At 38.5% G+C, this 23372-nt stretch carries 25 protein-coding genes and 1 riboswitch; of the genes, 20 read left to right on the top strand and 5 right to left on the bottom strand.

Annotated features, from left to right (window positions below; translation table 11 throughout):
* Nucleotides 1-72: 72 nt before the first annotated feature.
* Nucleotides 73-186, bottom strand: a riboswitch (TPP riboswitch).
* Nucleotides 187-312: 126 nt separating this feature from the next.
* The 10 genes from BN1068_RS19750 to BN1068_RS19705 all read left to right on the top strand — a co-directional run bounded on the left by BN1068_RS19750 (nucleotide 313) and on the right by BN1068_RS19705 (nucleotide 8876).
* A complete protein-coding gene (locus BN1068_RS19750; protein ID WP_077604542.1) occupies nucleotides 313-1365 on the top strand; it encodes a response regulator transcription factor in 1053 nt (350 codons plus the stop codon).
* A gap of 110 nt (nucleotides 1366-1475) precedes the next feature.
* Nucleotides 1476-2324 carry an ABC transporter ATP-binding protein gene (locus tag BN1068_RS19745; protein ID WP_077604541.1) on the top strand — a complete coding sequence of 283 codons (849 nt, stop codon included), beginning with the start codon at nucleotides 1476-1478 and terminating at the stop codon, nucleotides 2322-2324.
* Nucleotides 2321-3028 (top strand): ABC transporter permease, encoded by a 708-nt coding sequence (locus tag BN1068_RS19740; RefSeq protein WP_077604540.1) that lies wholly within the window; start codon nucleotides 2321-2323, stop codon nucleotides 3026-3028. The genes BN1068_RS19745 and BN1068_RS19740 overlap by 4 nt, the downstream gene beginning before the upstream one ends.
* Before the next feature lie 177 nt (nucleotides 3029-3205).
* Nucleotides 3206-3403, top strand: coding sequence for a helix-turn-helix transcriptional regulator (locus BN1068_RS19735; protein ID WP_077604539.1), 198 nt, complete (start codon nucleotides 3206-3208; stop codon nucleotides 3401-3403).
* The gene (locus BN1068_RS19730) at nucleotides 3403-3855 is read left to right on the top strand and encodes a hypothetical protein (RefSeq protein WP_077604538.1); all 453 of its coding nucleotides are present in this window, start codon (nucleotides 3403-3405) and stop codon (nucleotides 3853-3855) included. The genes BN1068_RS19735 and BN1068_RS19730 overlap by 1 nt, the downstream gene beginning before the upstream one ends.
* Nucleotides 3856-4762: 907 nt before the next feature.
* The gene (locus BN1068_RS19725; RefSeq protein ID WP_077604537.1) at nucleotides 4763-5416 is read left to right on the top strand and encodes an ABC transporter permease; all 654 of its coding nucleotides are present in this window, start codon (nucleotides 4763-4765) and stop codon (nucleotides 5414-5416) included.
* A 21-nt stretch (nucleotides 5417-5437) separates the two neighbouring features.
* The gene (locus BN1068_RS19720) at nucleotides 5438-6445 is read left to right on the top strand and encodes an ABC transporter ATP-binding protein (RefSeq protein WP_077604536.1); all 1008 of its coding nucleotides are present in this window, start codon (nucleotides 5438-5440) and stop codon (nucleotides 6443-6445) included.
* Nucleotides 6442-7191: an ABC transporter permease gene (locus tag BN1068_RS19715; RefSeq protein WP_077604535.1), complete on the top strand. Its 750-nt coding sequence runs from the start codon at nucleotides 6442-6444 to the stop codon at nucleotides 7189-7191. The genes BN1068_RS19720 and BN1068_RS19715 overlap by 4 nt, the downstream gene beginning before the upstream one ends.
* Before the next feature lie 14 nt (nucleotides 7192-7205).
* Nucleotides 7206-8111, top strand: a complete 906-nt coding sequence (locus BN1068_RS19710; protein ID WP_077604534.1) for an ABC transporter substrate-binding protein — start codon at nucleotides 7206-7208, stop codon at nucleotides 8109-8111.
* Nucleotides 8112-8342: 231 nt separating this feature from the next.
* Nucleotides 8343-8876, top strand: a complete 534-nt coding sequence (locus BN1068_RS19705) for a GNAT family N-acetyltransferase (RefSeq protein WP_077604533.1) — start codon at nucleotides 8343-8345, stop codon at nucleotides 8874-8876.
* A 60-nt stretch (nucleotides 8877-8936) separates the two neighbouring features.
* On the opposite strand, the gene BN1068_RS19700 is transcribed toward BN1068_RS19705, so the two are convergent.
* Nucleotides 8937-10667, bottom strand: a complete 1731-nt coding sequence (locus BN1068_RS19700) for an ABC transporter substrate-binding protein (protein WP_139344893.1) — start codon at nucleotides 10665-10667, stop codon at nucleotides 8937-8939.
* Nucleotides 10668-10788: 121 nt separating this feature from the next.
* On the opposite strand from BN1068_RS19700, the gene BN1068_RS19695 reads away from it, so the two are divergent.
* The 4 genes from BN1068_RS19695 (at nucleotide 10789) to BN1068_RS19680 (ending at nucleotide 14862) form a co-directional block, all read left to right on the top strand.
* Nucleotides 10789-12024: an MFS transporter gene (locus BN1068_RS19695; RefSeq protein WP_077604531.1), complete on the top strand. Its 1236-nt coding sequence runs from the start codon at nucleotides 10789-10791 to the stop codon at nucleotides 12022-12024.
* Nucleotides 12025-12225: 201 nt separating this feature from the next.
* Complete coding sequence (locus tag BN1068_RS19690; RefSeq protein ID WP_254846840.1) at nucleotides 12226-12633, top strand: DUF2569 family protein; 408 nt, start codon at nucleotides 12226-12228, stop codon at nucleotides 12631-12633.
* Between the two features lie 72 nt (nucleotides 12634-12705).
* Nucleotides 12706-13626, top strand: a complete 921-nt coding sequence (locus tag BN1068_RS19685; protein WP_077604529.1) for a LysR family transcriptional regulator — start codon at nucleotides 12706-12708, stop codon at nucleotides 13624-13626.
* Nucleotides 13627-13722: 96 nt separating this feature from the next.
* Complete coding sequence (locus BN1068_RS19680) at nucleotides 13723-14862, top strand: 5-methyltetrahydropteroyltriglutamate--homocysteine S-methyltransferase (protein WP_397334267.1); 1140 nt, start codon at nucleotides 13723-13725, stop codon at nucleotides 14860-14862.
* Between the two features lie 216 nt (nucleotides 14863-15078).
* Here the strand turns inward: BN1068_RS19680 and BN1068_RS19675 are convergent, their stop codons facing one another.
* Entirely contained in the window at nucleotides 15079-15276 is a 198-nt protein-coding gene (locus BN1068_RS19675) for a DUF2188 domain-containing protein (RefSeq protein WP_077604527.1), read from the bottom strand.
* A 240-nt stretch (nucleotides 15277-15516) separates the two neighbouring features.
* A complete protein-coding gene (locus BN1068_RS24375) occupies nucleotides 15517-15813 on the bottom strand; it encodes a TIGR04104 family putative zinc finger protein (RefSeq protein WP_175637206.1) in 297 nt (98 codons plus the stop codon).
* 186 nt (nucleotides 15814-15999) lie between these two features.
* On the opposite strand from BN1068_RS24375, the gene BN1068_RS19665 reads away from it, so the two are divergent.
* From BN1068_RS19665 to BN1068_RS19640, 6 genes are all read left to right on the top strand, one after another.
* A complete protein-coding gene (locus tag BN1068_RS19665; protein ID WP_077604525.1) occupies nucleotides 16000-17421 on the top strand; it encodes an MDR family MFS transporter in 1422 nt (473 codons plus the stop codon).
* A gap of 68 nt (nucleotides 17422-17489) precedes the next feature.
* Entirely contained in the window at nucleotides 17490-18404 is a 915-nt protein-coding gene (locus BN1068_RS19660; protein ID WP_077604524.1) for a phosphotransferase family protein, read from the top strand.
* Between the two features lie 18 nt (nucleotides 18405-18422).
* Complete coding sequence (locus BN1068_RS19655; RefSeq protein WP_077604523.1) at nucleotides 18423-18971, top strand: nucleotidyltransferase domain-containing protein; 549 nt, start codon at nucleotides 18423-18425, stop codon at nucleotides 18969-18971.
* 29 nt (nucleotides 18972-19000) lie between these two features.
* Complete coding sequence (locus BN1068_RS19650) at nucleotides 19001-19423, top strand: NUDIX hydrolase (RefSeq protein ID WP_077604522.1); 423 nt, start codon at nucleotides 19001-19003, stop codon at nucleotides 19421-19423.
* 103 nt (nucleotides 19424-19526) lie between these two features.
* Nucleotides 19527-20447 (top strand): hypothetical protein, encoded by a 921-nt coding sequence (locus BN1068_RS19645; RefSeq protein ID WP_077604521.1) that lies wholly within the window; start codon nucleotides 19527-19529, stop codon nucleotides 20445-20447.
* Nucleotides 20448-20675: 228 nt separating this feature from the next.
* A complete protein-coding gene (locus tag BN1068_RS19640; protein WP_077604520.1) occupies nucleotides 20676-20981 on the top strand; it encodes a hypothetical protein in 306 nt (101 codons plus the stop codon).
* A 130-nt stretch (nucleotides 20982-21111) separates the two neighbouring features.
* On the opposite strand, the gene BN1068_RS19635 is transcribed toward BN1068_RS19640, so the two are convergent.
* Together BN1068_RS19635 and BN1068_RS19630 are read right to left on the bottom strand one after the other, a co-directional pair.
* Complete coding sequence (locus BN1068_RS19635; protein ID WP_077604519.1) at nucleotides 21112-22053, bottom strand: FAD:protein FMN transferase; 942 nt, start codon at nucleotides 22051-22053, stop codon at nucleotides 21112-21114.
* A 126-nt stretch (nucleotides 22054-22179) separates the two neighbouring features.
* Nucleotides 22180-23367, bottom strand: a complete 1188-nt coding sequence (locus tag BN1068_RS19630; protein WP_077604518.1) for an NAD(P)H-dependent oxidoreductase — start codon at nucleotides 23365-23367, stop codon at nucleotides 22180-22182.
* Between the last annotated feature and the right edge of the window lie 5 nt (nucleotides 23368-23372).

The following is a 23372-nucleotide window of genomic DNA, read 5'->3' as shown; positions in this document are numbered from 1 at the left end:
AGTAAACTACCTTGTAAAAATAAAAAATCAGGCTCTAAAGAGAGGCCTGATTTGGTATACTGAGAGTAATCATAAGTTGATTGACTACTTCCCTACGCTGGTATTAGCCAGATCAGGTTTGTAAGAGTCGGAAAGTAAGCATGCTTCCCTCTCAGCCCGCAATTTTGGGCTCCCCTAGTAGTTGCTTTTCATTATTATCTTTGAATCTACTGTATCAAAGATTTAACTGTTTGTCATGAAATAATAATCAGGTTTAAGTGGTATCAAAATAGAACGAAATGAATTCTTTATAGATAGAGCGAGGTATAAAGCATGTTAAGAATGAACGGAATTGAATACCGGCAAGGAGATCAAACATTATTTCCGAAGATAGATATAGAAATAAAGCCTGGAGAAATCAAAGCAATTCAGTCCACTGTTAATATTCGTGCGGTGTTACTGCAGATGGTTGCCGGAGAAGAAAGTGTGCGAAAGGGTTCTATTCAGATACACCACAAAACACTGGAGGAGGATAAGCAGAAATACTTTTCCTCTTTAGGTATTTGCTGGTATGAAGAAGGTATTTATGATCGGCTGCGGGTACAGGAATATCTGACATTTATTAGGTCATTATATCAAAGCAAAACTTCTATAAAAGAAGCTTTGCAGCTGATTCAACTGGAGGAAAAAGCAAGATGGAAAATGCATCAGCTGAATCGTTCTGAAAAGCGCCGGGTTCAATTTGGCAGAATATTAATGCAGAAAGCAGAAATTGTGGTTTTTGAAGAGCCAGAGGTAAATGTGGATTTGGAAACCAAACGTGTACTTCATCAATTTGTCGAGATTTTGCAGGAACAGCAAAAAGCGGTACTGATTTTAACAACAAGTACGGAGAGTGCCATTACAATTGCGGATATAGTCTATCGTTTAGATGAACAGGGCCTGCATCAAATCGAAGTTGAAACGGAGGAAAAAGGCAGAGTAAAATCTTCAGAAATAGATGGAATAGAAACAGCGGAAGAAGAGGTTCAAGTACAGCAAACTTTTCAGTTAAATAAAATCTCCGCTAAAGTAGAGGATAAAATTATTTTATTTGATCCACAGGAAATCGACTATATTGAAAGCCAGAATGGTCAAACATATTTGTATACACGTGGAGAAGGATTTCCCACAGGTCTTACCTTAAAAGAGCTGGAACAGCGCTTATCTCATCAGGGCTTCTTTCGCTGCCACCGCTCTTATATTGTGAATCTTCAAAAAATAAGAGAGGTTATTACATGGACCAGAAACAGCTACAGCTTATCGCTTGTTGATAAAAAAAGCTCCCAGGTTCCATTATCAAAATCAAAATTGAACGAGCTGAAGGAATTATTGGGAGTGGAATAAGCACAATTCAGCTCAAAATATACTCCATTCATCTGAAAAATACTGCGTTATTGCTGAAAAGGGACTATTCTGTAGTCACAGGCAAATAACTGAAGCAGGAGGTTTTTGGAGTGGAGAATATGATAGAAGTAAAATCTTTAGAGAAGATTTTTGGTGATAAACGGGCATTGCAGGATGTGTCCTTCCAGGTTAAAAAAGGAGAAACATTTGGCTTTTTAGGTCCAAGCGGATCAGGAAAGACAACTACAATAAAAATTTTAACCGGTCAAATGAGGCAGAGTGCAGGTACAGCGAATGTATTTGGAATACCAGTCTCACAGTTAAACACACCTGAGTACCGAAAACGTTTTGGTGTGGTGACAGATAATAGCGGTTTATACGCAAGGCTGACTATTTATGATAACTTAAAGCTTTACGCAGATTTATATGGTACATCTTTGCAGCGGATTGACGAGGCGCTGGAATCAGTTAACTTAGGTTCCGAGAAAAAAACACAGGTCGCCAAGCTGTCTAAAGGAATGACACAGCGGGTATTATTGGCAAGAACACTTCTGCATAAGCCGGAGCTATTATTTTTAGATGAACCGACCTCTGCATTGGACCCTGCTAATTCCAAACACATCCATAATGGTTTAAAGGAACTGAATCGACAGGGAACGACCATTTTTCTGACAACACATGATATGGAGGAGGCAGACCATCTGTGCAGCCAGGTAGCCTTTTTAAATAAAGGGGTTGTCCAGCTTTTAGATGAGCCAAAACAGCTGAAAAAACAGTATCGGGAAGAAATTATTGGTATCGAATTAAAGGATGGAAGAGAATTAGAGCTTCCCTTGAAAGCATCAAGTGCTGAGGAAATTCAACAATATATTTCCCGGGAAATGGTGGAGCGTATTTATACAAAAGAACCGACATTAGGGGATATCTTCGTTGAAGTGACTGGGAGGGAATTAGTATGACATTTTCTGTAAAACGTTTTATGGCTATTTTTCAAAAGGATTTGAAGGATTTATATCGAAATTTGTACGTTTCGTCAACAGCACTGATGCCGCTTATCTTTGCTGTCATATATAGTCGGATAGGGGAAGTGCCCTTGGCAATGCACTTATTTGTCATTACGTTATCACTTGCTTTGGTTGGAACCTTTCTGCAATGTGCAATAATAGCAGAAGAAAAGGAGAAAAATACGTTGCGCGGGCTGATGCTTTCTCCAGCAACATTGACAGAAATTTTAGCTGGAAAAAGTGCTGTTACCATTGTAATTACCATTATTGTAACTGCTGTTAGTATGTTTATCATGGATTTTTCATTTACTGGAAGAGGCTGGCTAATTGCTGGAATCCTTTTGTCTTTAGTTTTCTTTATCGCTTTAGGAACCTGGATGGGATTAATTACAAGAAGTGTTTTAGAAGCATCTGTCTATATTCTTCCTGTAATGTTTATATTTGGTATGGCTAATATGTTTATCGGACTTGCCGATCAATTCAGTTTCTTACAAGTATTAGAGTATACACCGGGAATTCAGCTGGAAGAAATTGCTGAATTCAGTGAAGCGGGAGCAGGTTTTGACGAGCTTTGGAAGCCTTTTGCAATTATCTTGGCCTGGGTTGCGGCAACGTTAGTATTGGCAGCTGTTACATTCAAGAAGCGGATGATGGATTAACCAAATGATAAATTGTTAAAAGGATAGCCTTAATAAAAACAGGACCATTTGAAGAGCGGGGGAAGTTCTTCAAGTGGTTTTTTTGCATAGAAATAATTTGATTTTATTAATTAGTTAATGTAATATATAAATTACAAAAGCAATTTATATATTGCGTTCAGCGAGATGGGATGAATAATGAAAAATAATGTGAAAATAACCCGTATAAAAACATCAATGACTCAGCAGCAGCTTGCGAAAAAAACAGGTGTGACCAGACAGACAATTGGATTGATTGAAAAAGGGGAATACAATCCCACGCTTCAGCTCTGTATTGCAATAGCAAAAGAGCTTGATAAAACATTAGATGAATTATTTTGGGAGGTAGAAGAATAATGAAATCATGGATATCCTTTTTAATGCCGGAGGACGAATATAAAGAAAAAAAGATGCTGTATTTTTTAGCTGAAGGAGGAGTGCTGCTTTTTCTTTTTCTGGTAATCATGATTATTAGCAGTAATTTTATAAGCTTAGATACAGGTGTCATCCTATTAGCCGGTATAGCAATTTTCCTGTTTTATACGTTGGGAAGATATATCCTATCGGGAATCGAACATACAGATATTGCTACGGAAAAAGAATATAAAAGAGCGTTAAGAGCTCTTAAATCCAGAACTGCTTCCTTTGTTGTTGTGTTTGGAATAGGCTATCTGATATATAAAATAACATCTGATCAAGCAAGCTGGTATGATTTTTTTGGAATGGTAATAAGTGTTGGCGTACTATCTTTTTTGTTGGACTTTATTTCATTAAAAAGATCGTATAAGAAGAATAAAGAGTTATTGTAAAGGTTTTTTCGGCGATGTGAGTATATGGAACTGGAACATGCGGTCGGGCGCAGCGCTGTTTGCTTATGCCGGACACCATTTGCTTTATAATAAGTAATTTTCCAATCTGTAAAAGCTGTTCGTGAGCTAATTCTAATGTGCTCATGAATAGCTTTTTTAATTATTTAATTTGAATAAAATAAACCAGTTCACTATTTTGTAGTTTACTAAAATGTTTTTAGGGAAATATACTATATAAATATGAAAGCAGATAATTATTCCTAATTAAAAGCTTCTTCATACTGATAGTTTAGTCTGATACAGACAGAATTTATTCTTTTGGCAAAGGAGACGGTTTATAATGATTAGCCTTTTTGAACATCCTCTATAGCTGAGAAGTATAGAAACAGCAGCCGGCTTATAGGAAAAGGATTCGGCGGCTGTATGGATGAGCTTATGAATAGCTGTGATATATATGGGAGTCTTGGGCAGTTAGAGAAGTATCTCATGCAATCCGTGAGATAAAATTGGGATACCTTACTGAACAAATGAAAACTTCTCCTCTCTATAATGACAAAGCTTTCGCCACTGTTGTCACTAGGAGATGGAAATCCAAACGAAAACTATTTTCTGTAAAGTCTTCGTATTTAATTCCTTCCGTTTATTAGGAAAGTTTCTTCAACTTTTATAGATGAAGCGGTATAAAAGGGTAAGACCCTTGTAGCCCAAATAAATGCCTTCCAATTAATAGGTTATCTTAATTATGAAATTCATAGATTTTTTGAACAGACGTATGCGCTGCTTATTTTGTAGAATTTTAATTTTTTAAAAATTTCGTATTTACGCTGGCGTATATTTGTTATTCGGAGGTGAGTAACATAAGGATGCTAAGATTATTTGTTTCTAATACTGAAGAGGGGGCACTTAAATGAATGAATATCTCGAATATCTGCGTATCAATGCTTCTTACATATGGGGCCTTACGGTTCAGCATATAGAGCTCGTAGGGATAGCGATAATAATTGCCATTATTATCGGTGTCTCGATCGGCATTTATTTAACGACCAACGAGGATCTGGCGGAAACCGTTTTAGCTGCAGCTTCTGTCCTTTTAACAATCCCAAGTATTGCGTTGTTTGGAATAATGATTCCGTTCTTTTCACTAATCAACCAGGGAATCGGGTTTGTTCCGGCGTTAGTCGCACTTGTGCTGTATTCGCAGCTGCCTATTATCCGTAATACTTATTCGGCGATTAAGAATGTAAATCCAGCGGTAATAGATGCGGCCAATGGTGTTGGAATGAAGAGGCGGCAACGGCTAGTCCGCGTAGAAATTCCCAACGCATTGCCTGTTATCATGGCTGGTATCCGCACAGCTGTTGTCCTGAATATCGGGATTGGTGTTATTGCTGCATTTATTGGTGCAGGAGGGCTCGGAACTTTGATTGTTCAAGGTATCACCCGAACCGATATGTATTCTATTGTTACAGGTTCGATTGTGGTTTCCTTGCTTGCAATTATTGCAGATACCGTTCTTCTGCTGATTCAAAAGCGGCTGACACCAAAAGGCATAGAAAACTAACACTGATGAAGAGGTGAACATATGATTTCATTTAAACATGTATCTAAATCATACACAGGAACTGAAAAAGCAGTAAATGATGTTAATTTTGAAGTGGAGCAAGGTGAAATTGTTATTTTCCTTGGCCCGTCCGGATGTGGGAAAACAACACTTCTTCGGATGGTAAACCGTTTGGAGACGATTACTGAAGGGTCCATTTTAATTAATGGCCAGGACATAGGTGAACTAAATGAAATTGAACTTAGACGGAAGATCGGTTATGTCATCCAAAGTAACGGACTTTTTCCAAATATGAATATAGAAGAAAATGTAACAATTGTCCCTGATTTGCTGGGGTGGGATAAAAAGAAAAAGCATAAACGCTATAAAGAGCTAATGCAATTGATCGGTCTGGATCCGGGGGAATACAGGAAACGATTTCCGAATGAGCTATCTGGAGGCCAGCAGCAGCGGATTGGTGTGGTTAGGGCGCTTGCTGCTGATCCCCCTGTTATGTTGATGGATGAGCCGTTTGGTGCACTGGATCCATTAATCCGCGAAAAAATACAGGATGAGTTTTTACAAATTCAGCGTGAAGTCAAGAAGACTATTTTATTCGTCAGCCATGATATTGATGAAGCGATTAAAATGGCAGATAAAATTGTACTTATGCGTGATGGAGAGATTATGCAGTATGGAACTCCATCAGATATATTAATCCATCCTAAAAATGAATATGTCTCCCAATTTATAGGAAGGGATCGTGCTATTAAACACCTCAGTTTACGTACGATTGCTCAGCTGCAAGAAGAAATCGGCCTGGTGGAAATTGATCAGTCTATTGTTGATTCCAAGCAGGTGAACGTTCACGAGAATTTAAAAGATACGCTTGCAATGCTGTTAAATCAAGAGGCGGATCAGGTGATTGTGCACGATGATAATGATGAGGTACAAGGAGCAATCACCATTGATCGTGTACAAAGATATTTGCATCTGGAAATGCGCCAAAAACCGGCTCAATCAGGCGGAAAAGAGAAGGTGATGGAGTGAATCAGAAGAAGATTATCGCCATTATCGTCCGTATTTTACTGTATGCTTTTGTAATTGGTTTCTTTGTTTATGCAGGTGTAAATGGCTACTTTTCACCAATTTTCGAGCAGTCGGACACGTTTTGGGTATTGGTCGGTCAGCATCTTAACCTAGTTATAATTTCTTCTTTTCTGGCAATTGTTATTGCGCTGCCTTTGGCGGTTCTGTTTACACGTCCACGTTTTCGTAAATATGAATGGATTGCTTCCAATGTTGCTAATCTGGCACAGACGGTTCCGAGTTTAGCTGTCTTAGCGCTGGCAATTGGTATTTTAGGGGTTGGCTTTAAGCCGGCAGTGTTTGCTTTATTTATTTACTCTGTTTTGCCGATCTTTCGTAATGCAGTTGCAGGATTTAATTCCATAAACCCCGATCTTATTGATGCAGGGAAAGGAATGGGAATGAAAGCAGGCCAGATTTTTTGGAGGGTGGAAGTGCCTAATGCTGCGTATGCAATTATTGGCGGACTCAGAACAGCGGTTGTCTTAAATATTGGAACGGCTGCTCTTGCTTATTATATTGGCGGCGGCGGTTTAGGTGTCTGGATTATGACAGGTATTGAGCTTTTCGACAATGCTTATTTAATTTCAGGAGCTATTCCTGTTACGCTGATGGCAATTGGATTTGACTACTTATTAAGAGGCGTGGGTTACGTTATTTCGCCAAAATCAACAAGACAGACGGCTGATACTGCCACCACAACATAAAGGAGGATTATAAAATGACTATTTTTAGACGCTCCATCATGCTCGTCCTCCTCTTCGTCTTTTTAAGTGGCTGCTCAGTTTTTGGTGGTGGCGGGAAGACGGTAACGATTGGCGGAAAAAATTTCACCGAGCAGTATTTACTTACACAAATGACCTTTTTCTTACTTGAGGAGGAAGGATTCAATGTAAAAATGATGGAGAATTTGGGAAGTACCGTTCTCCGGACCGCCTTAGAAAATGGACAGGTCACCCTTGCCTGGGATTATACAGGAACAGCGATTGTTACTTATTTAGGGATGGAACCGGTAACAGATCCTGATGAAGCTTTTGAAGAGTTAAAGAAAGTTGATCAGGAAAATGGCATCACCTGGGTGAACCCTTCGGAAGTAAACAATACCTATGCGCTTGCCATGACTCGTGACAAAGCTGAAGAATATGGGCTTGAAACCTACTCTGATTTGGCAGATTATGTGAATGAACATCCAGACGAGTTAACAATGGGAACTGACGCTCAGTTTGCCAATCGGGCAGATGGCGTTCCCGGACTGGAAGAAGCATATGACTTTCAATTTGGAGCAGAAAATATTACGCAAATGGATTCTGGCCTTATCTATGAAGCCCTGCAAAGCGGGAATTTGGATGTAGGTATGGCATATGAAACCAATGCCCAAATTGATGCATTTGACCTGTTTTTACTAGAAGATGATGAAAGATTTTTCGCTCCTTATAATGCAGCACTTGCCGTAAATGAAGAATTTCTGGAGGAGTATCCAGAAGTTGAGTCTATTCTTGCACCCCTGGCAGAAAGCCTTGACAGTGAAGTGATGCGTCAGCTCAATTACCAGGTAGATATTGAAAGGCAGAGTGTCGCTATAGTTGCCCATAATTATCTGGTGGAGAATGGCTTTTTAGAGGAATAAAAGTAAAGCGGATTGTTAAATTAGCAGGAAATACTTAAAACGTAACGAAATGGCATTACTCGCATGGAGTAATGCCATTTTAATATGATTTATATGGTATAATCCTGATTACCAGAGGTTGTACAAATGCTAATATATAAGTTTTAATTTAAATGATGCTTATTCATTTTGTTTATACAAAATTAGAAATATACTTAAAGAAGACATAAAATTATAAAAGCAGGTGATATAGTGAACGTCGAAATAAGAAACGGAAATCTTGATGACTTCCATGATATTATGCAAATTATTAATAAGGCGAGAATCAAACTGGCTGAATCCGGGTCGCCACAATGGTCAGATGAAGATTCTCCGAAAGAGGAAGATATAAAAAGTGAGATAGAAAAAGGAAATAATTATCTTTTTGCAATAAATAATGTGATTGTCGGTACTGCGATTATTACGGATGAAGAGGAGCAGGCCTATTCGACAATAAGCTACGGGGATTGGGATGCATCACAGGGGAGCTATGCGACGATTCATAAATTCGCTATTAATCCGGAAATAAACGGGAAAGGCTATGGAAAAACATTTCTAAAGCTGCTGTTGTTTGTATGCAAAGAAAAAGGAATGTCTGAAGTGCGAATTGATACATATCCAAGAAATCGGGCAATGCAAAATATTATTTTATCGGCGGGGTTTGCGTTCAAAGGGATTATCCAGCTTCCTTTTGTAAATGGAGAGAGGTATGCTTATCAGTTGTTTTTGGAGGAAGATAAAAGATAGACTTATAAATGGAACAGTATAAGTCTATCCTCCAAAAACAACTATATATAAATTAATTCTTTAAAAAGGCTTCTTCCAAACCTTTCGATAATCAATCCGCCCGTTACTGTCAAGCTTTATATTTTCATACAGGCTGTTCTGTGTCTCGTACATCTTATGACCCCGGTGATTTAAGAACACGATAAAATGCTGCTTCTTTAAATCCTTTTCCAATTGAAAATAAAGCTCCCATTGCTGTTGAGAATTCTTAGACTGCCGTATTTTAGTGAGCTTTTGTTGAACTTCTTTTTGGACACTGTCAGGAAGCAGAGAGTAAAGAGGCATAGACATACTTTCCATAAATGTCAGAGCAGAAAGTAAATAATCATCTGATAAGAAAATCCCGCCAACAAATAAGTCATAATCTAATATTTTATTTGGGTCTTTCCACGCCGTCTTAGAGAGTAAATCGATTTCAGAATAAATGCCGATATGTTCCAATTGTCTTTGTAAAATAACTGCCTCCCGGTAATGATTCGTATTTCTTCGTATTTGCTGTGCTGCAATCTTTAACGAAGCCTGTCCGGGGCTGCTGGAGGCCTGTTTTATTTTATTGGGAAAGGTCATTGATTTATCTACAAGCATACTGTGAGCAACAATTTCTCTCTGTTTTGTCAGGCAAAAATCAGCCGGACGAATTGCTTCAGCCAGATTTTTTCGATAATTTTTATCCTGTAGAGGTCCTGGCTTTCTACTATTCAGAATAATAAAATCTGCTCCTTGCTCATACGTAAACTTTTCTAACCAGGAGCTGTCCGGTGCTTCCAGTAAAAGCGGATGTTTTTGCTTTGATAAAAAATCTTCGGAGGCTGTAATAATTTCAACCTTATCCAGCCAGGGTGCCAGTCCATAATAATTTTCAAATCGATCCAGTTGAATTTTCTCTTCGTTGTACATCGTAAGCTGATAAGGCCCGCAGCCTATTGGTTTTGAAGAAAACAGCCTTCCTTTTTTCTTAATAACATCTATAGGAACTATCGAAGCTCGGACATCTGCCAGTAATCTGGGAAACAAATAATCGGACTTATCCAGCTGGAAGATAAGTGTTGTCTGATTGATTACTTGTATGTTAAGCAGATTTTTTCTGATGGCACTGTCCTTTGTGAAACGAAGAATTGTAGCCTTTACATCATTTGCATGTAATATTCTGCCATGATGGAACCGCACATTTTTCCTTAAATAAAAAATCCATTGCTTTCCATCCTTGCTTTCCCAGTAGTGTGCAATTGCAGGTTCCAGGGTCTCCGTTTCTGGATGATATTCTACTAGCCGATCAAAGATTTGCTGAATCATATGACTGTCATGACGTGAGCTTGCATCGAGGGGGTCCATACATAAACGGACAGGATAAAATGGATAACGAAGCACATCTAAGGATGCGTTTTTATCCGATGAAACTTGAGTGATTCCGATCTGCTGCTGAAACCAGGCACGAAACTTTTCCTGATAGGCGGCACTCGCCTGCTGAACTACAGAAAACCCCTTTTGATAATTTTCCTTTTCTATTAATCCCTTCGCCTGCTCCAGCAGAATATCATCTTTTTCAAAATGCAATGTAAGGAGCGGCTTTTTTCCTCTCCCCTGAGAAACATGCCATGTTATCCATTGTTTGGCAGCTAAATGATGGATAACCGTTTTGGTATATCTTTCGGAGCATTGAAAGACACTGGCCAGATCCGCAATGGTTGTTTCCGTCTTATTTTCTGAAGTGAAATAATCCAGCAGCTTAGACGCATATTTATGATGCTTCACCAGCGATTCTCCTTTCCATTTTAAAAAGGTGAACAATAATAATTTATAATCCTCACTTTTTATTCATCTTTTCACAACTTACACTAAAAGTAAATAGCAGATAGCGAGGAGAGATGATGGAATGGAATTAAATCAAGTCAAACTGGAGAAAGAAGTACCGGTTTCTTTATGGAAAAATAAAAATTTCCTGTTTTTATGGGGAGGGTCAACCGTACAAAGCATTGGTATGCAAATGTATATTCTAGCAATTCCGCTATTGATTTACAGTATGACAGAGTCTGCTCTGGCAATGAGTACGATGCGGGCTATTGATTTCTTCCCAAATATTTTTCTTGGGATTATTGCCGGAGTGCTGGTTGACCGGGTGAATCGGAAAACGATGATGCGTTGGACAAGTCTGATTTCCATCCTTGCTTCGCTGGGGATGATCCTTCTTCTTTTATCAAATACAATGCAGGCGTGGCATCTATATATTCTTGGCTTTATATTATCTTCAGCCGGTTATACATTTGGAAATGCACAGCATTCTGTTATGCCGCAGATTGTTTCCAAGGAACAGCTTACCTCGGCAAATGCCAAGCTTTCCTTTGTAGCAACATTTATTCAAACAGCCGGTCCGGGACTCGCCGGAATGTTATTAAGCATACTGACGGCTGCATCTGTGTTATCGATTTATACGGTGAGCTTAATCATCTTATTTATTTGTGTGCAGTTTGTTCAGGTTCCGGAGAAGGAAATACTGAAAACAAAACAAGCAGGAAGCTGGAGGCTGGAAATTAAAGAAGGCTGGAACGAACTATTTCAAAATAAAACCTTGCTTACACCTACAATTGCAATTATCTTTACTAATCTGGCGATGAGTCTTGTTATCGGTGTGCTTGTTTTTTATGCGGCTGACCAGCTGCATGCGTCGGAAAAAGAAATTGGTTTGATGTTTTCGATTTCTTCGCTGGGCGGTTTGATGGGAGCATTGGCCGTAAAACCGCTGCGCAGGAAATTTAACAGAGGGAGAATTTTTACGGGTTTTTTCTTAGTCGATGTTGTTGCAATGGTGCTTCTGTCTTTTGCAAATACATGGTGGTTGTTGGGAATCAGTCTAGCTATCCGTACCTTTTCAACTGTTATATCCAATATTATTTATCTCGCTATCCGGCAGGAGGTAACTCCAAACCATCTGCTTGGAAGAGTTGCCGGAACTGCTTCTATGTTTATGAAACTGATGCTGCCACTGGGGTTATTTATTGCTGGGATTTGGGCAGAATGGCTACCTGTTCCACCGCTATTTCTAATTTCAGCAGGTATTTTTCTTGCACTATTTATTTGGCTGTCCCGGCATCCTTTCCGGAAAGCAGAATAGAGCAGGAAAAATTCTGTTTGGGTAAAAGTGTTATCAAATGAGAAGATTAAAAGTTCTATTCTGATTTAGCCATCCATTATAAAAAATACGGAAATGCTGATAATCTGGAGTGGAAATAGTTCTGTCAGACTAAAAACAGTTGAAGGAACATCCCGAATTTGCTATATTGAGTCTACATTAAGTAGAAAAGAGGATGTCTCATTGGAAGAAAAAAATACAGAAAATCAGCCTGAATTTAGGACAGATTCTCCTTATGCAATTGTAGCTGGATGGCTTATTCTCCCGGCAATTATGATGATTCTTAATATAGTTGCGGCGGTATATATTGTTATAGTTGTCAATCCGGCTTATTTAGAGACTTACGATTTAATTATCTACATAACAAACATTATTTTAATATTCTTCTATTTTTTTATTATATATTCATGGGTCAAAAGGAAAAGAATATTGCCAAAGCTGATGATAACAGCTTATACGATCAATATTTTATCGCATCTGCCTGTCCTGTTTATGGAAGGAGAAACAAGCGGGGGTTCTATTCTGCCCAGTGTCCTTTGGATTTTATATTTCATCAGGTCCCGGCGCGTCAAGGCGACTTTCACCAATTGATGGTGTTTAAATGGTAAAAAATGAAAAAAGTGCAGTTATTTTTTATTGATCTTTTTATAAGGGAGGAAAGAGATGACCTTACAACAATTAAAATATGTCATAGAAGTAGCAAGAAGCCGTTCCATTTCCAAAGCAGCCCAAGTTTTATTTATCAGCCAGCCGAGCTTGTCCAATGCATTGAAGGAACTGGAAAAAGAAATTGGCATTAAAATATTTTCACGTACCAATAAGGGAATTCATGTAACCAAGGAAGGATCCGAGTTTCTAGGCTATGCCAGACAGGTTCTGGAGCAGGCAGAGCTGCTGGAAAACCGCTATTCCAACAATGCAGCGCCGCAGCATCATTTTGCTGTCTCTGCCCAGCATTATGCCTTTGCGGTCAGCGCCTTTGTCCGCCTGTTAAAGGATTATGACCGGGATGAGTATGATTTTACATTTCGGGAAACAAGGACCTATGAAATTATTGAAGATGTCAAAAATTTAAACAGTGAAATCGGGATTATGTATATCAATGATTTCAATGAACAGGTGATCCGGAAATTTTTAAGGGAAGGGAATCTAGCCTTTCATCGCTTATTTGAGGCAACACCGCATGTGTTTATCAGCGGGGACAACCCGTTAGCGGAAAAGGATTACGTTACTCTGGAGGATTTAGAGCCCTATCCTTATCTGCTGTATGAACAGGGAGATTATAATTCATTTTATTTTTCGGAGGAGATATTGAGCACGCTGACCCGCCCGAAAAATATCCATGTCCGGGACCGGGCGACGATGTTTAATCTGTTGATTGGTCTCAATGGCTATACGATATCTACAGGGGTTATCAGTCAAAAGCTGAATGGCGATAATATTATAGCAGTGCCTTTGAAGGTCGATGAAATCATTAATGTCGGCTATATTGTTCATAAGGATATTGAGCTTAGCCCAATGGCGGAAACGTATATTGCGTATTTGCAGACCAGTATTGAGGAAGAACGGCAGAGTTTATTATAGCTTAAAACTATACCAAACGATAGATTTTAGGTGTTATCTGATAATGAATTTACTGTGATAGACTAATCTACAACCAATAAAGTGAGGGAGAGATCAGTGATGACAGTAGCAAGTAAAGAAGGCGTACGTGCAGAAACACCATTCCGTTTTGATAACGTGGGAAGCTTCCTGAGACCGGAAAAATTAAAGGAAGCCCGTCAAGCTTTTGCAAAGGGGAATATTTTGGAACAGGATTTAAAAGCTGTAGAGGATGAAGCAATTAAAGATTTAATCCAAAAGCAAAAAGAAGTTGGGCTAAAAGCAATTACAGATGGAGAATTCCGCCGCTCCTGGTGGCATCTTGATTTTATGTGGGGGCTGCAAGGTGTAGAAAAGCAGGATATTGCTCAAGGTTATAAATTTAAAGGAGAGGAAACGCGTCCGGAAACAGCTGGTTTAACAGGGAAAATCAGTGGAGAAAATCATCCGTTTGTGGAACATTTCCAATTTGTTCAGCAATTTGCTGACGATGAAGTAGTTGCAAGACAAACGATTCCTGCACCGGCACAATTTTTAGCAGAATTACAACGTCCGGAAAATGTGGAAGTAACGAATAAGATTTATCCGAATCAGGATGAATTAATAGAAGACATTGCGGCAGCATATCGTACAGTTATCCAGGATTTATATGAAGCAGGGTGCAGAAACCTGCAAGTGGATGATTGCACATGGGGAATGCTGGTCGATGAAAAATACTGGGCCAGCCGTCATGATGGTGCGAATGTTGAAGATATCGGTACACTTTATGTAAATTTAAATAATAAAGCAATCGAAAACCATCCAGAGGATCTTATCATTACAACCCATGTGTGCCGTGGGAACTATCATTCAACATGGGCTTCATCCGGAGCTTATGACGCGATTGCCAAAATTTTATTTGCACAGGAGAAAGTAAGAGCCTACTACTTGGAGTTTGATACAGAGCGTGCAGGAGGCTTTGAATCATTGGTTAATGTAAGTGATGATAAGCTTGTCGTGTTAGGATTATTTTCTTCTAAGCTTCCAGAGTTAGAGGATAAGGAACAAATCAAGAAACGTATTGAAGAAGCATCAAAATATGTGCCAATCGAACGTTTATGTGTAAGCCCGCAATGCGGTTTTGCATCTACGGAAGAGGGTAATATTCTTACGGAAGAACAGCAATGGAATAAACTGCGGCTGGTAAGAGAAGTTGCTGAGGAAGTTTGGGGGAAATGAGTGCGTTTAGGTGTATGAAGAAAATAAAAGCGTAGATTTTTTCTAGATACCAAGACAATAGAGAAGCGTTTTTTAAACTCTATTTTTGTATATTCAATTTTAATAAAAGCATTCATTCAACGGAAATGTAGAAAAAGGAAGCACTGCTCCCAGCGCTTCCTTTTCTACATTTATTAAGTTAATAGGATAGTAACCCTACATTTGAAACGTAAAATTCTAGAAGTTTTTTTCTTCTTGGATATTGTCGTCCTTATCCATGATTTCCACCTTGCTTGGTGTATTCTCCTTCGCCATTTGCTCTGCAGCAGAAATGGCATCATCTTTTGAACCATAAACTTCTTCCGGTGCGACGTCCTCCAATTTTACAATCCAGCTCGTTTCATCTGCATTTGGTACTACACTGAATGTTTTCATTTTGTCCAACTCCTTTATAGCGATGTTAAAGAAAGTTTTCCCTTTGTTTGAGTGAGTAAAACATGATATAAGAAGAAATTTCACGATTCTTAGCGATGAAGAGCAATTGTGGGATATCTGATATGTTGTATTCAAATATTTTATTGGAATATTGATATAGAAACAAAGGTGTCGGGTGCCTGTTTATTTCAAATAGTTTTCTAATTTACATCTCCTTGGCGTGTAGCAACCAACATAAAGTTAAAAGAAGAATTCCTCTTTATTTGTCAGTTTTAATACAGCAGGAAAAAGGCTAAGAACAGCAATACTTCCAAGGATAAGCCAGCTGAAAATAAACCACATTGGTATATTAAATAAATTTAAAAGAAGAGCTATCAAAGGAATAAGCGTCAAGAAATAAAATTTTGTTCTTGATTTTTTGGTAGCATATTGTTTCTCCTCACAATAAGGGCAAATATATGCAGTGTCTATGGTTGTGGTTGTTTTCATTGTTTGTTTCCAGGTCCATCTTTGGTGACAATGTTGGCAGGTTGGCATAAAAATCACACCTCTCATCAGATAATTATATGAATATGGTAACATACTGGGAAATGAGATTTCATTTCTTAGATAGATGAAGCATAAAAAAAGCTAGCATCTTTTCAGCTTTTCCTTTAATCTATAATAAGTCGATTAGTATTTCGAAAACAAAAATAAAATATAATTGCAAGGGGATATAGATGGATGAATCAAATACATAGGCCAACCGTTGTGGCATTGCTGCTGGCGGGGGCTTTTATTTCTATTTTAAACCAGACATTGATGATTACTGCGATACCGCCAATTATCAATGAAATGGGTGTGACGCCGAACAGCGCACAGTGGCTGACAACCGTATTTATGCTGGTCAACGGGATTATGATCCCTGTCAGTGCTTTTTTAATTGAACGTTTTACAACGAGGCAGCTTTTTTTAACCGCAATGAGTGTTTTTGCCATTGGAACATTCATTGGCGGAATTGCACCGAATTTTGAATTTTTAATTATGGCGAGAGTAATCCAATCCTTGGGAGCAGGAGTTATGATGCCATTAATGACAACGGTATTTTTATTAATTTTTCCTATTAATAAAAGAGGCTCCGTCATGGGGCTGATCGGTCTGGTGATTTCTTTTGCACCGGCAATCGGGCCAGTTATTTCAGGCTGGGTGACAGAGCATTACACATGGCGCGTACTGTTCTACATTATTTTACCGATTGCTATTATTGATATTATTATCGCCTTCTTCGCTTTACGTAATGTAACAGAAGTGAAGAAAACCAAGTTTGATGTTCTTTCTGTTATTTTATCCTCATTTGGTTTTGGAGGAATTCTTTATGGTGTTACCAACGCAGGTAACTTTGGCTGGGGAGCGCCAATTACACTGATTACGCTGGCTGTCGGTATTCTTTCTCTGTTTCTATTTATTTTGCGTCAGCTTAAATTAAGACATCCGATGCTTGAATTTAGAGTATTTAAGTATGCTATATTCCCATTCAGTGTATTTATTGGTTCAATTACGTTTATGGGACTGATTGGAACGGAGACACTAATTCCGCTCTTCATGCAAAATATGCGGGACTTTACTGCATTTGAAGCAGGGCTATCCATGCTTCCGGGCGCTTTAATCACTGGTTTATTGGGGCCATTTGTCGGCCGGCTGTTTGATACAATCGGCGGAAGATGGATTGTACTGCCGGGATTGATAATTATCACTTTGGCAACTGTTCCATTTATGTTTCTTGATGTGAATACAACCTTTACCTTTGTCATTGTTATGTATACAGTGCGGATGCTTGGATTGGCAATGATTATGATGCCTATCCAGACAGCAGCGTTGAATCAGTTACCGAAAGAGCTTATTCCGCACGGTGCTGCATTGGATGGAACGATGCGAATGGTAGCTGCTTCTGTCGGTACAGCAATCCTTGTAACGATTATGACATCTGTTGCCACGATGACAGAAGGCAGCGAAACGATTGCCCGGCCTGATATTTTTGGGGTGAATATAGCCTTTGCAGTTATTGCTGTATTAGCATTATGTACATTCATCGCTTATTTCTTTATTAAATTTGATCCATCTCCTGCTGAACAGGTAAAATTGGAGAAGGAAAATCATGTATCATAAAAACATTAAAAATCCTCGTTTGCTTTTTTAGTAAGACGGGGATTTTTGTATAAAGAAGGAGAGGTTGTATGGCTTATATTTCCGAAAAAATAAAGCATTGGATTATTTCTCATTTTTCAAACGAGGCAGTTATTCATCATGTTCATCCGTTAAAAGGCAGTACGACCGCCGTTATGTATACAATCGGCCTGCAGTTATCTTCCGGTGAAGAGAGGGAACTGGTACTGCGTCAATATGAAAAGAGCAGCTTTACAGCGAAAGATATTGAACAGGAGGCAGACAGCCTGAAGGCGGCAGCATCATTAGCTGTTGAAACGCCGCAATATATTGCAGCTGATCCTGGTGGAGAGATTACCGGCAAACCGCTTCTTTTAATGAGCAAAGTAGAAGGTAAGATAAATATTTTGCCGGAAAATCAATCGGAATGGTTAAGCAAGCTCGCAGAAACATTAGCTCAGATTCACGATAATTCAATTATGGATTTCCCTTGGCAGCATGAACGCTATCAAAAAGCGGATGAAATCGAAATTCCAGCCTGGTCTGGTAAACAGGAAGTATGGAGGGCTTTAAAGGAGATTGTGATGGAGCCGGATCCAAGCTATACACCAAGATTTATTCATCGGGATTTTCATCCGGTGAATGTACTTTGGAAGAATAATGCGGTAAGTGGTGTGGTAGATTGGGCGAATGGCTGCGTAGGTCATGCTGGTATTGATGTAGGACACTGCCGCTGGAACCTTGCTATGCTGTATGGTGTAGAAGCTGCGGATGTTTTTTTAACTGCCTACCAAAAGAAATTTAAAGACGATTTTTCCTATGACGTTTACTGGGATATTGTATCGTTAATGGATGTTTTGGAAGGACAGCCGGATGTTTATCCTGGATGGGGAGTATTTGGGAAGAAGGATATTACTGTGAAAATGATGAAGGAGAGAATGGATTGCTACGCGGTTTCGCTACTGGAGAAAACAGATGAAGAATAGGAAGCAGAGGGAGAAGTTATGGATTTTAATCAGCTAAATACACAAACAAAGAACCAATTAGTAATTCTGAGGGAGCTGCAGACACTTTTTGAAGAACATAAGCTGCAAATGTGGGTGAAAGGCGGATGGGCAATTGATTTTCTGCTTGGTAAGGTGACTCGTCCTCATGAAGATATCGACTTAGTTACCTGGATTCAAAATAGGGAATGTATAGAAGCAGAGCTGGTAAAAGCAGGATATAAACGGATAGCTGTGAAAGAACCTTTCTGTAACAGGCAATCTGATTTTCAAAAAGATAATGTAGATCTTTCCATTAGCTACATTACTTATCATAGTGATGGCAGTCTTATTATGAATGGTTTGCCCGAGTGGATTTGGCGTGCTGATTCGCTATTAGATGAGAATTTTCTTTTGGATAATATCACTGCAAAGGCTATTCATCCCAAACAGCTTTTAGAGGAAAAAGAAGTGTATAAGGAAATTGGACGACCATATCGACAAAAGGATGAAGAAAGCCAAAAGATATTACGCAGTATTTTATCAGAATGGGATAAGGAAAAATGCTAGGGAAATACATTTATAAGGGGGCTATTTAAATGGAGAGAGTAGATGTGGTTTATGCACTGATTTTAGATGAAAAGGAAGAAAAGATTTTAATGGTGAAAAATATAAAGCATGATGATTGGACAATGCCTGGTGGAGCAGTGGAAAAGGGAGAGATCTTATCGGAAGCAGTTGTCCGGGAAGCAAAAGAAGAAACGGGTTTGACGATTGAAGCTGGAGATATACTTTCGGTAAATGAAGCATTTATGGAAAGGTTCAATCATCACGCAATCTTTTTTACGTTTATGGCAAAGGTCATTGATGGGGAAATTTCGATACAGGATACAGAAACGATTGCGGATACAGCATGGGTGAGCATAGAAGAAGCGGATAAAAGAATGCCGTATCATAAGGTTGGCATTAGAAGCCTATTAGAAAAGGCAGTTCCATATGTGTTTCAGGGGAGAACGAGCTAAAAAAGCTGTAGAGTTGGCTAATCCGCAGGCTTCTTTACTGCCGTAATAAAATGTATATTAAAGCTAGAATTAAAAATTATTTTAATATAGAGGAGGCTGGTGTATGCAAGAAAGGCCAATCAATTCCAAGAATGTCAGCACTCTCTTATTAATAGCGGTAATGACTTTGGGATTTACATGTCTTTATCTTCATTTCAGTTTAACCATAAAAGATGAACCTGCAGTGGAAACAGTTGAATTCAAATACAGTAAAAAAGGTTTATACTTATACCCGCGTTTTGAAGTTTTTGTCTCAAATTCGGAACGGCCAAGTAAGGTATCTAAAGAGCAATTTGAATCGATTCAAGCAGGGGATAAAATATCAGGATATATGAAAAACGCAGATACATTTGTCACAGAAAAGGATATTCGCTTTGAAAAAACCTTGGCGATACCGATTTTTCTCTTCTTATATCTTTCGACGTTTTCAGTTGGCCTGATTCTATTAAATAGTACGAAATTTATAAAAAACAATCAATTGTATCAAAAAATTGTGCAAAGACTATATAAAATAAGCATATACACTATGTTAACACTATATCTCCTTATTGGAACGACCTTCGTAGCACTGACAGCAACAAATATATTCCATAAATTGAACACATGGAATCAAACAGAAGTAACAGCTACCATTTTAGGTGGTGATTTTAACGAGGTACGGACACAAAAAGGAGCTTCTTACACGACATATGAGTTATTTCTCCGTTATCAAGATAAGCAGGGAGAAGATTACATAACTAGAAAGGCAGTAACCGGTACAACATACAGTAAATATAAAATTGAAGAGCCTATTCCTCTTATTTATCGCAATAATAATGTATATGATACCTTTGTTTTAACGGAAAGTGCAAAAGAAATCTGGCCTGCTTTTATAAATTTATATACCATATTTATCGGTATTTATATATTTTCTTTATTTGCCATGATCAGGTCATGGCGTAAAAAGAAAAGAAAGCAAAATGAAATTGATTCCCTGGATGAGTAGCTTTGGAATGCTGAATACACTAATTCGAAGGAAATAAAAAATTCTGGTTTAGCTTTATAGTAGAATTAAATGAATATATCTCATTATGTTAACAGCTGCCTTTGAAGAGGGCTTTTATAATAGTTTATTAAGAAATTAGAACCAATTGCATGGAATCTGGTCATTACTTGAACAAAACAGATAGTTGAAAATAATATTGTTAGGAATGAAGGGAAGGGATATGCATTGATGAAGAAAAGTAATATGATTATATTAGGAAGCTTCATTTTGGCGGTTGTACTAGGTATATTCGGACAGGACTTTGCTTATTTTTTGAATGGAATTTTCCCAGGATCATACCCGATATATAATTTAACTATTTTAACATTAATAAGTATAATCTTATTTTTAAATTCTTTAGTTATGATCTGTTTTCAGTATAAGAAACAAAGAATGAATAAGGAAAAGCTTGGCATATATATTGCGCTGTTTGTAATTGCCGGATTACTCACCTCTTGGTGGTCTCTATTTGTTTTAATCATGTGGTGGAGCTGACGGATTTAAATAATTTTAAACGTTCTTTCTCAGGTTAAAAAACACTCTTCTTATTTTGAAATCAGAAGAGTGTTTTTTATGTTTTGATTAGGATAAAGGAGCCGTGTTTCTGCTTTTTTTAGACACAGAACTATGAAATCACTTCACTGATATATGGTTTAAGAGAATCTGAATAACAAATCTCCTTATCTGTCGTAACGACGATCCCTTCAATATCTTCCAGTTGATTCAGCGTATCAATAATTTGCCGGGGTGTCTTTCCAAATAAACGGCTCGTCCATATTTCTCCATCAACGGACTTTTTTGAAACTACTGTTAAACCGACAATTTCTGATGTAATCGGATATCCGGTTTGAGGGTTCAAAATATGGTGATATGTTTTGTTATTCTTAGTAAAGCTTCTTTCATAAATCCCGGATGTAACGACAGATTGATTGAATGCTCTTAAAACGGCGATATAATTTCCACGTGGAAGAAAAGGATGTTGAATTCCTATGCGCCAATAACCATCCTCATGTTTGGAAGAAGCTCCATGCGTTATGACATTCCCGCCTAAATTAATGAGCGCTTCCGTTATTTGCATCGATTCCAGATCATGAATAAGCAGGTCGGCAATAAACCCTTTCGCCAACGCCCCTAAATCAATAAACATATCAGTATGCTTTAAAAATACGGTTTGATCCTGGTCATCCAGAATGATATCACCGGCATTTGTTTTGCTGAGTAAAGCTTCAATGGATGTTTGGGAGGGAACATTCGCGTCCTCAAATCCGATACGCCAAGCTTGAACAAGCGGACCAATGGCAATGTTCAAGGAACTGTCCGCCGCAGTGCTATGCTTCTTGCCAATTTTGATTAATTCGTATAGGCTTGTCTTTACTTTTACCGGTCTAATCCCGGCATTTTTGTTCACATCCATTAATTCTGAAGCAGGATCATGCGCACTAAAGCGTTTCTCATATTCCTTCAGTCGAAGAATCAGCTCCTCCAAAACAAAATCTGCATAGTCATGCTGAACCGATAATTGAATAATTGTTCCCATCATATGTATTTCACGCGTTTGCATTGCCATATTATCATCCTTTTGTATTCCAATACTTTGAACATCCTCTAATAAATTATTATTTACCTTAGAAAATAAATGCTGGAAGGCAATTCGAAAAAGAGGCCATTATGGCCTCTTTTCTATTAACTATCTTTAAGCTTTGGCCGTTGCTCCAGATACAGTGTCTACTTTTGAAGTCGCTCCGGATACGGCATCTACACCGCCTCCGGTTAACTGTTGGCCTGTCTGTTCTAAATACCAGTCAATAACCGGTTGAATGTCCTGGACATATTCATTGATTCCAAGATAATTCCCATTGTCATCACGTACGGCCTGATAGCTGTGGACTACAAATTTATCCGGGCCATGTGTAGGCACCTGCGTCCGTACCACATCTTGTTTTCCGCTGCGCAATTGTTGAATAACCCAGGAAACGCCGCTGAACACTCTTTCGGGATGGCATTCTGCTAATGGGCTTCCTACTTGTTCCGGCCTGCGTCCTGCCAGCATGTCTTCCTTCTCCATATGGTGGTTATAGTATAAGAATTGGTTGTTGCTGTCTGCATAAGTCAATTCCGCCGGCATGGAATTCAAGAAGTAATTGAGCTGATTAACCGTTAAAAGCCCGCGATTTAATTTAACATAAGTATTACCTTCCACTGCCTGTGTTGCTTCGGCAGCCTGTTCGAGCCAGTCATCGGCTGACATGTCGATCCCTTCAACAGTTGTATCAATTGCTCCGGTAGCATATAAATCCTCTGTATCAGATAGATCCTTCATACCTTCAGGGGATTGCAGGACATTGACAACATTGATAAAACGGATAAATTTCTTTATACAGGTTTCTAAGAATTGGACTGTTTGCGCGTCTTTCAGATCTTCATTTTCATCAAATGCTTCATACACTTCGCCTAATAGAAACTCATTCCCCGGCATAACGACAGCATTGACGCCAGGCGCATCTAATATTTGCCGTAGGTGTAATTGAGACCGGGAAGATCCCTGAACATCATAAGAAGCCCCCACGATCATTACCGGTTTTCCATCAAGAGGATGTATTTTAAATGACAGCCATTCTAAGACACTTTGTAATGCAGACGGGATGGAATGATTATATTCCGGTGTAGCAATAATGACACCATCTGCTTCAGTAATTTTTTTATTTAAATTTTGAATCACTTCACTATTCGTTTGATCATCCGACTGGTTGAACATTGGAACATCTTTAATATCCAGAACTTCAACGTCAATTAATTTCTTGAAATTTTTTGCAATAAAATTTAATAACAGACGGTTATAAGAAAATGCAGCATTTGATCCTACGATTCCGACAAGTTTCATCTGTA

Origin of the sequence: Oceanobacillus sojae, assembly GCF_900162665.1 — a bacterium.
In the GTDB taxonomy this organism is placed as follows: Bacteria; Bacillota; Bacilli; order Bacillales; family Amphibacillaceae; genus Oceanobacillus; species Oceanobacillus sojae_A.
Note: the sequence above shows the minus strand (reverse complement) of the source record. Positions and strands in the feature narration are given on the sequence as shown.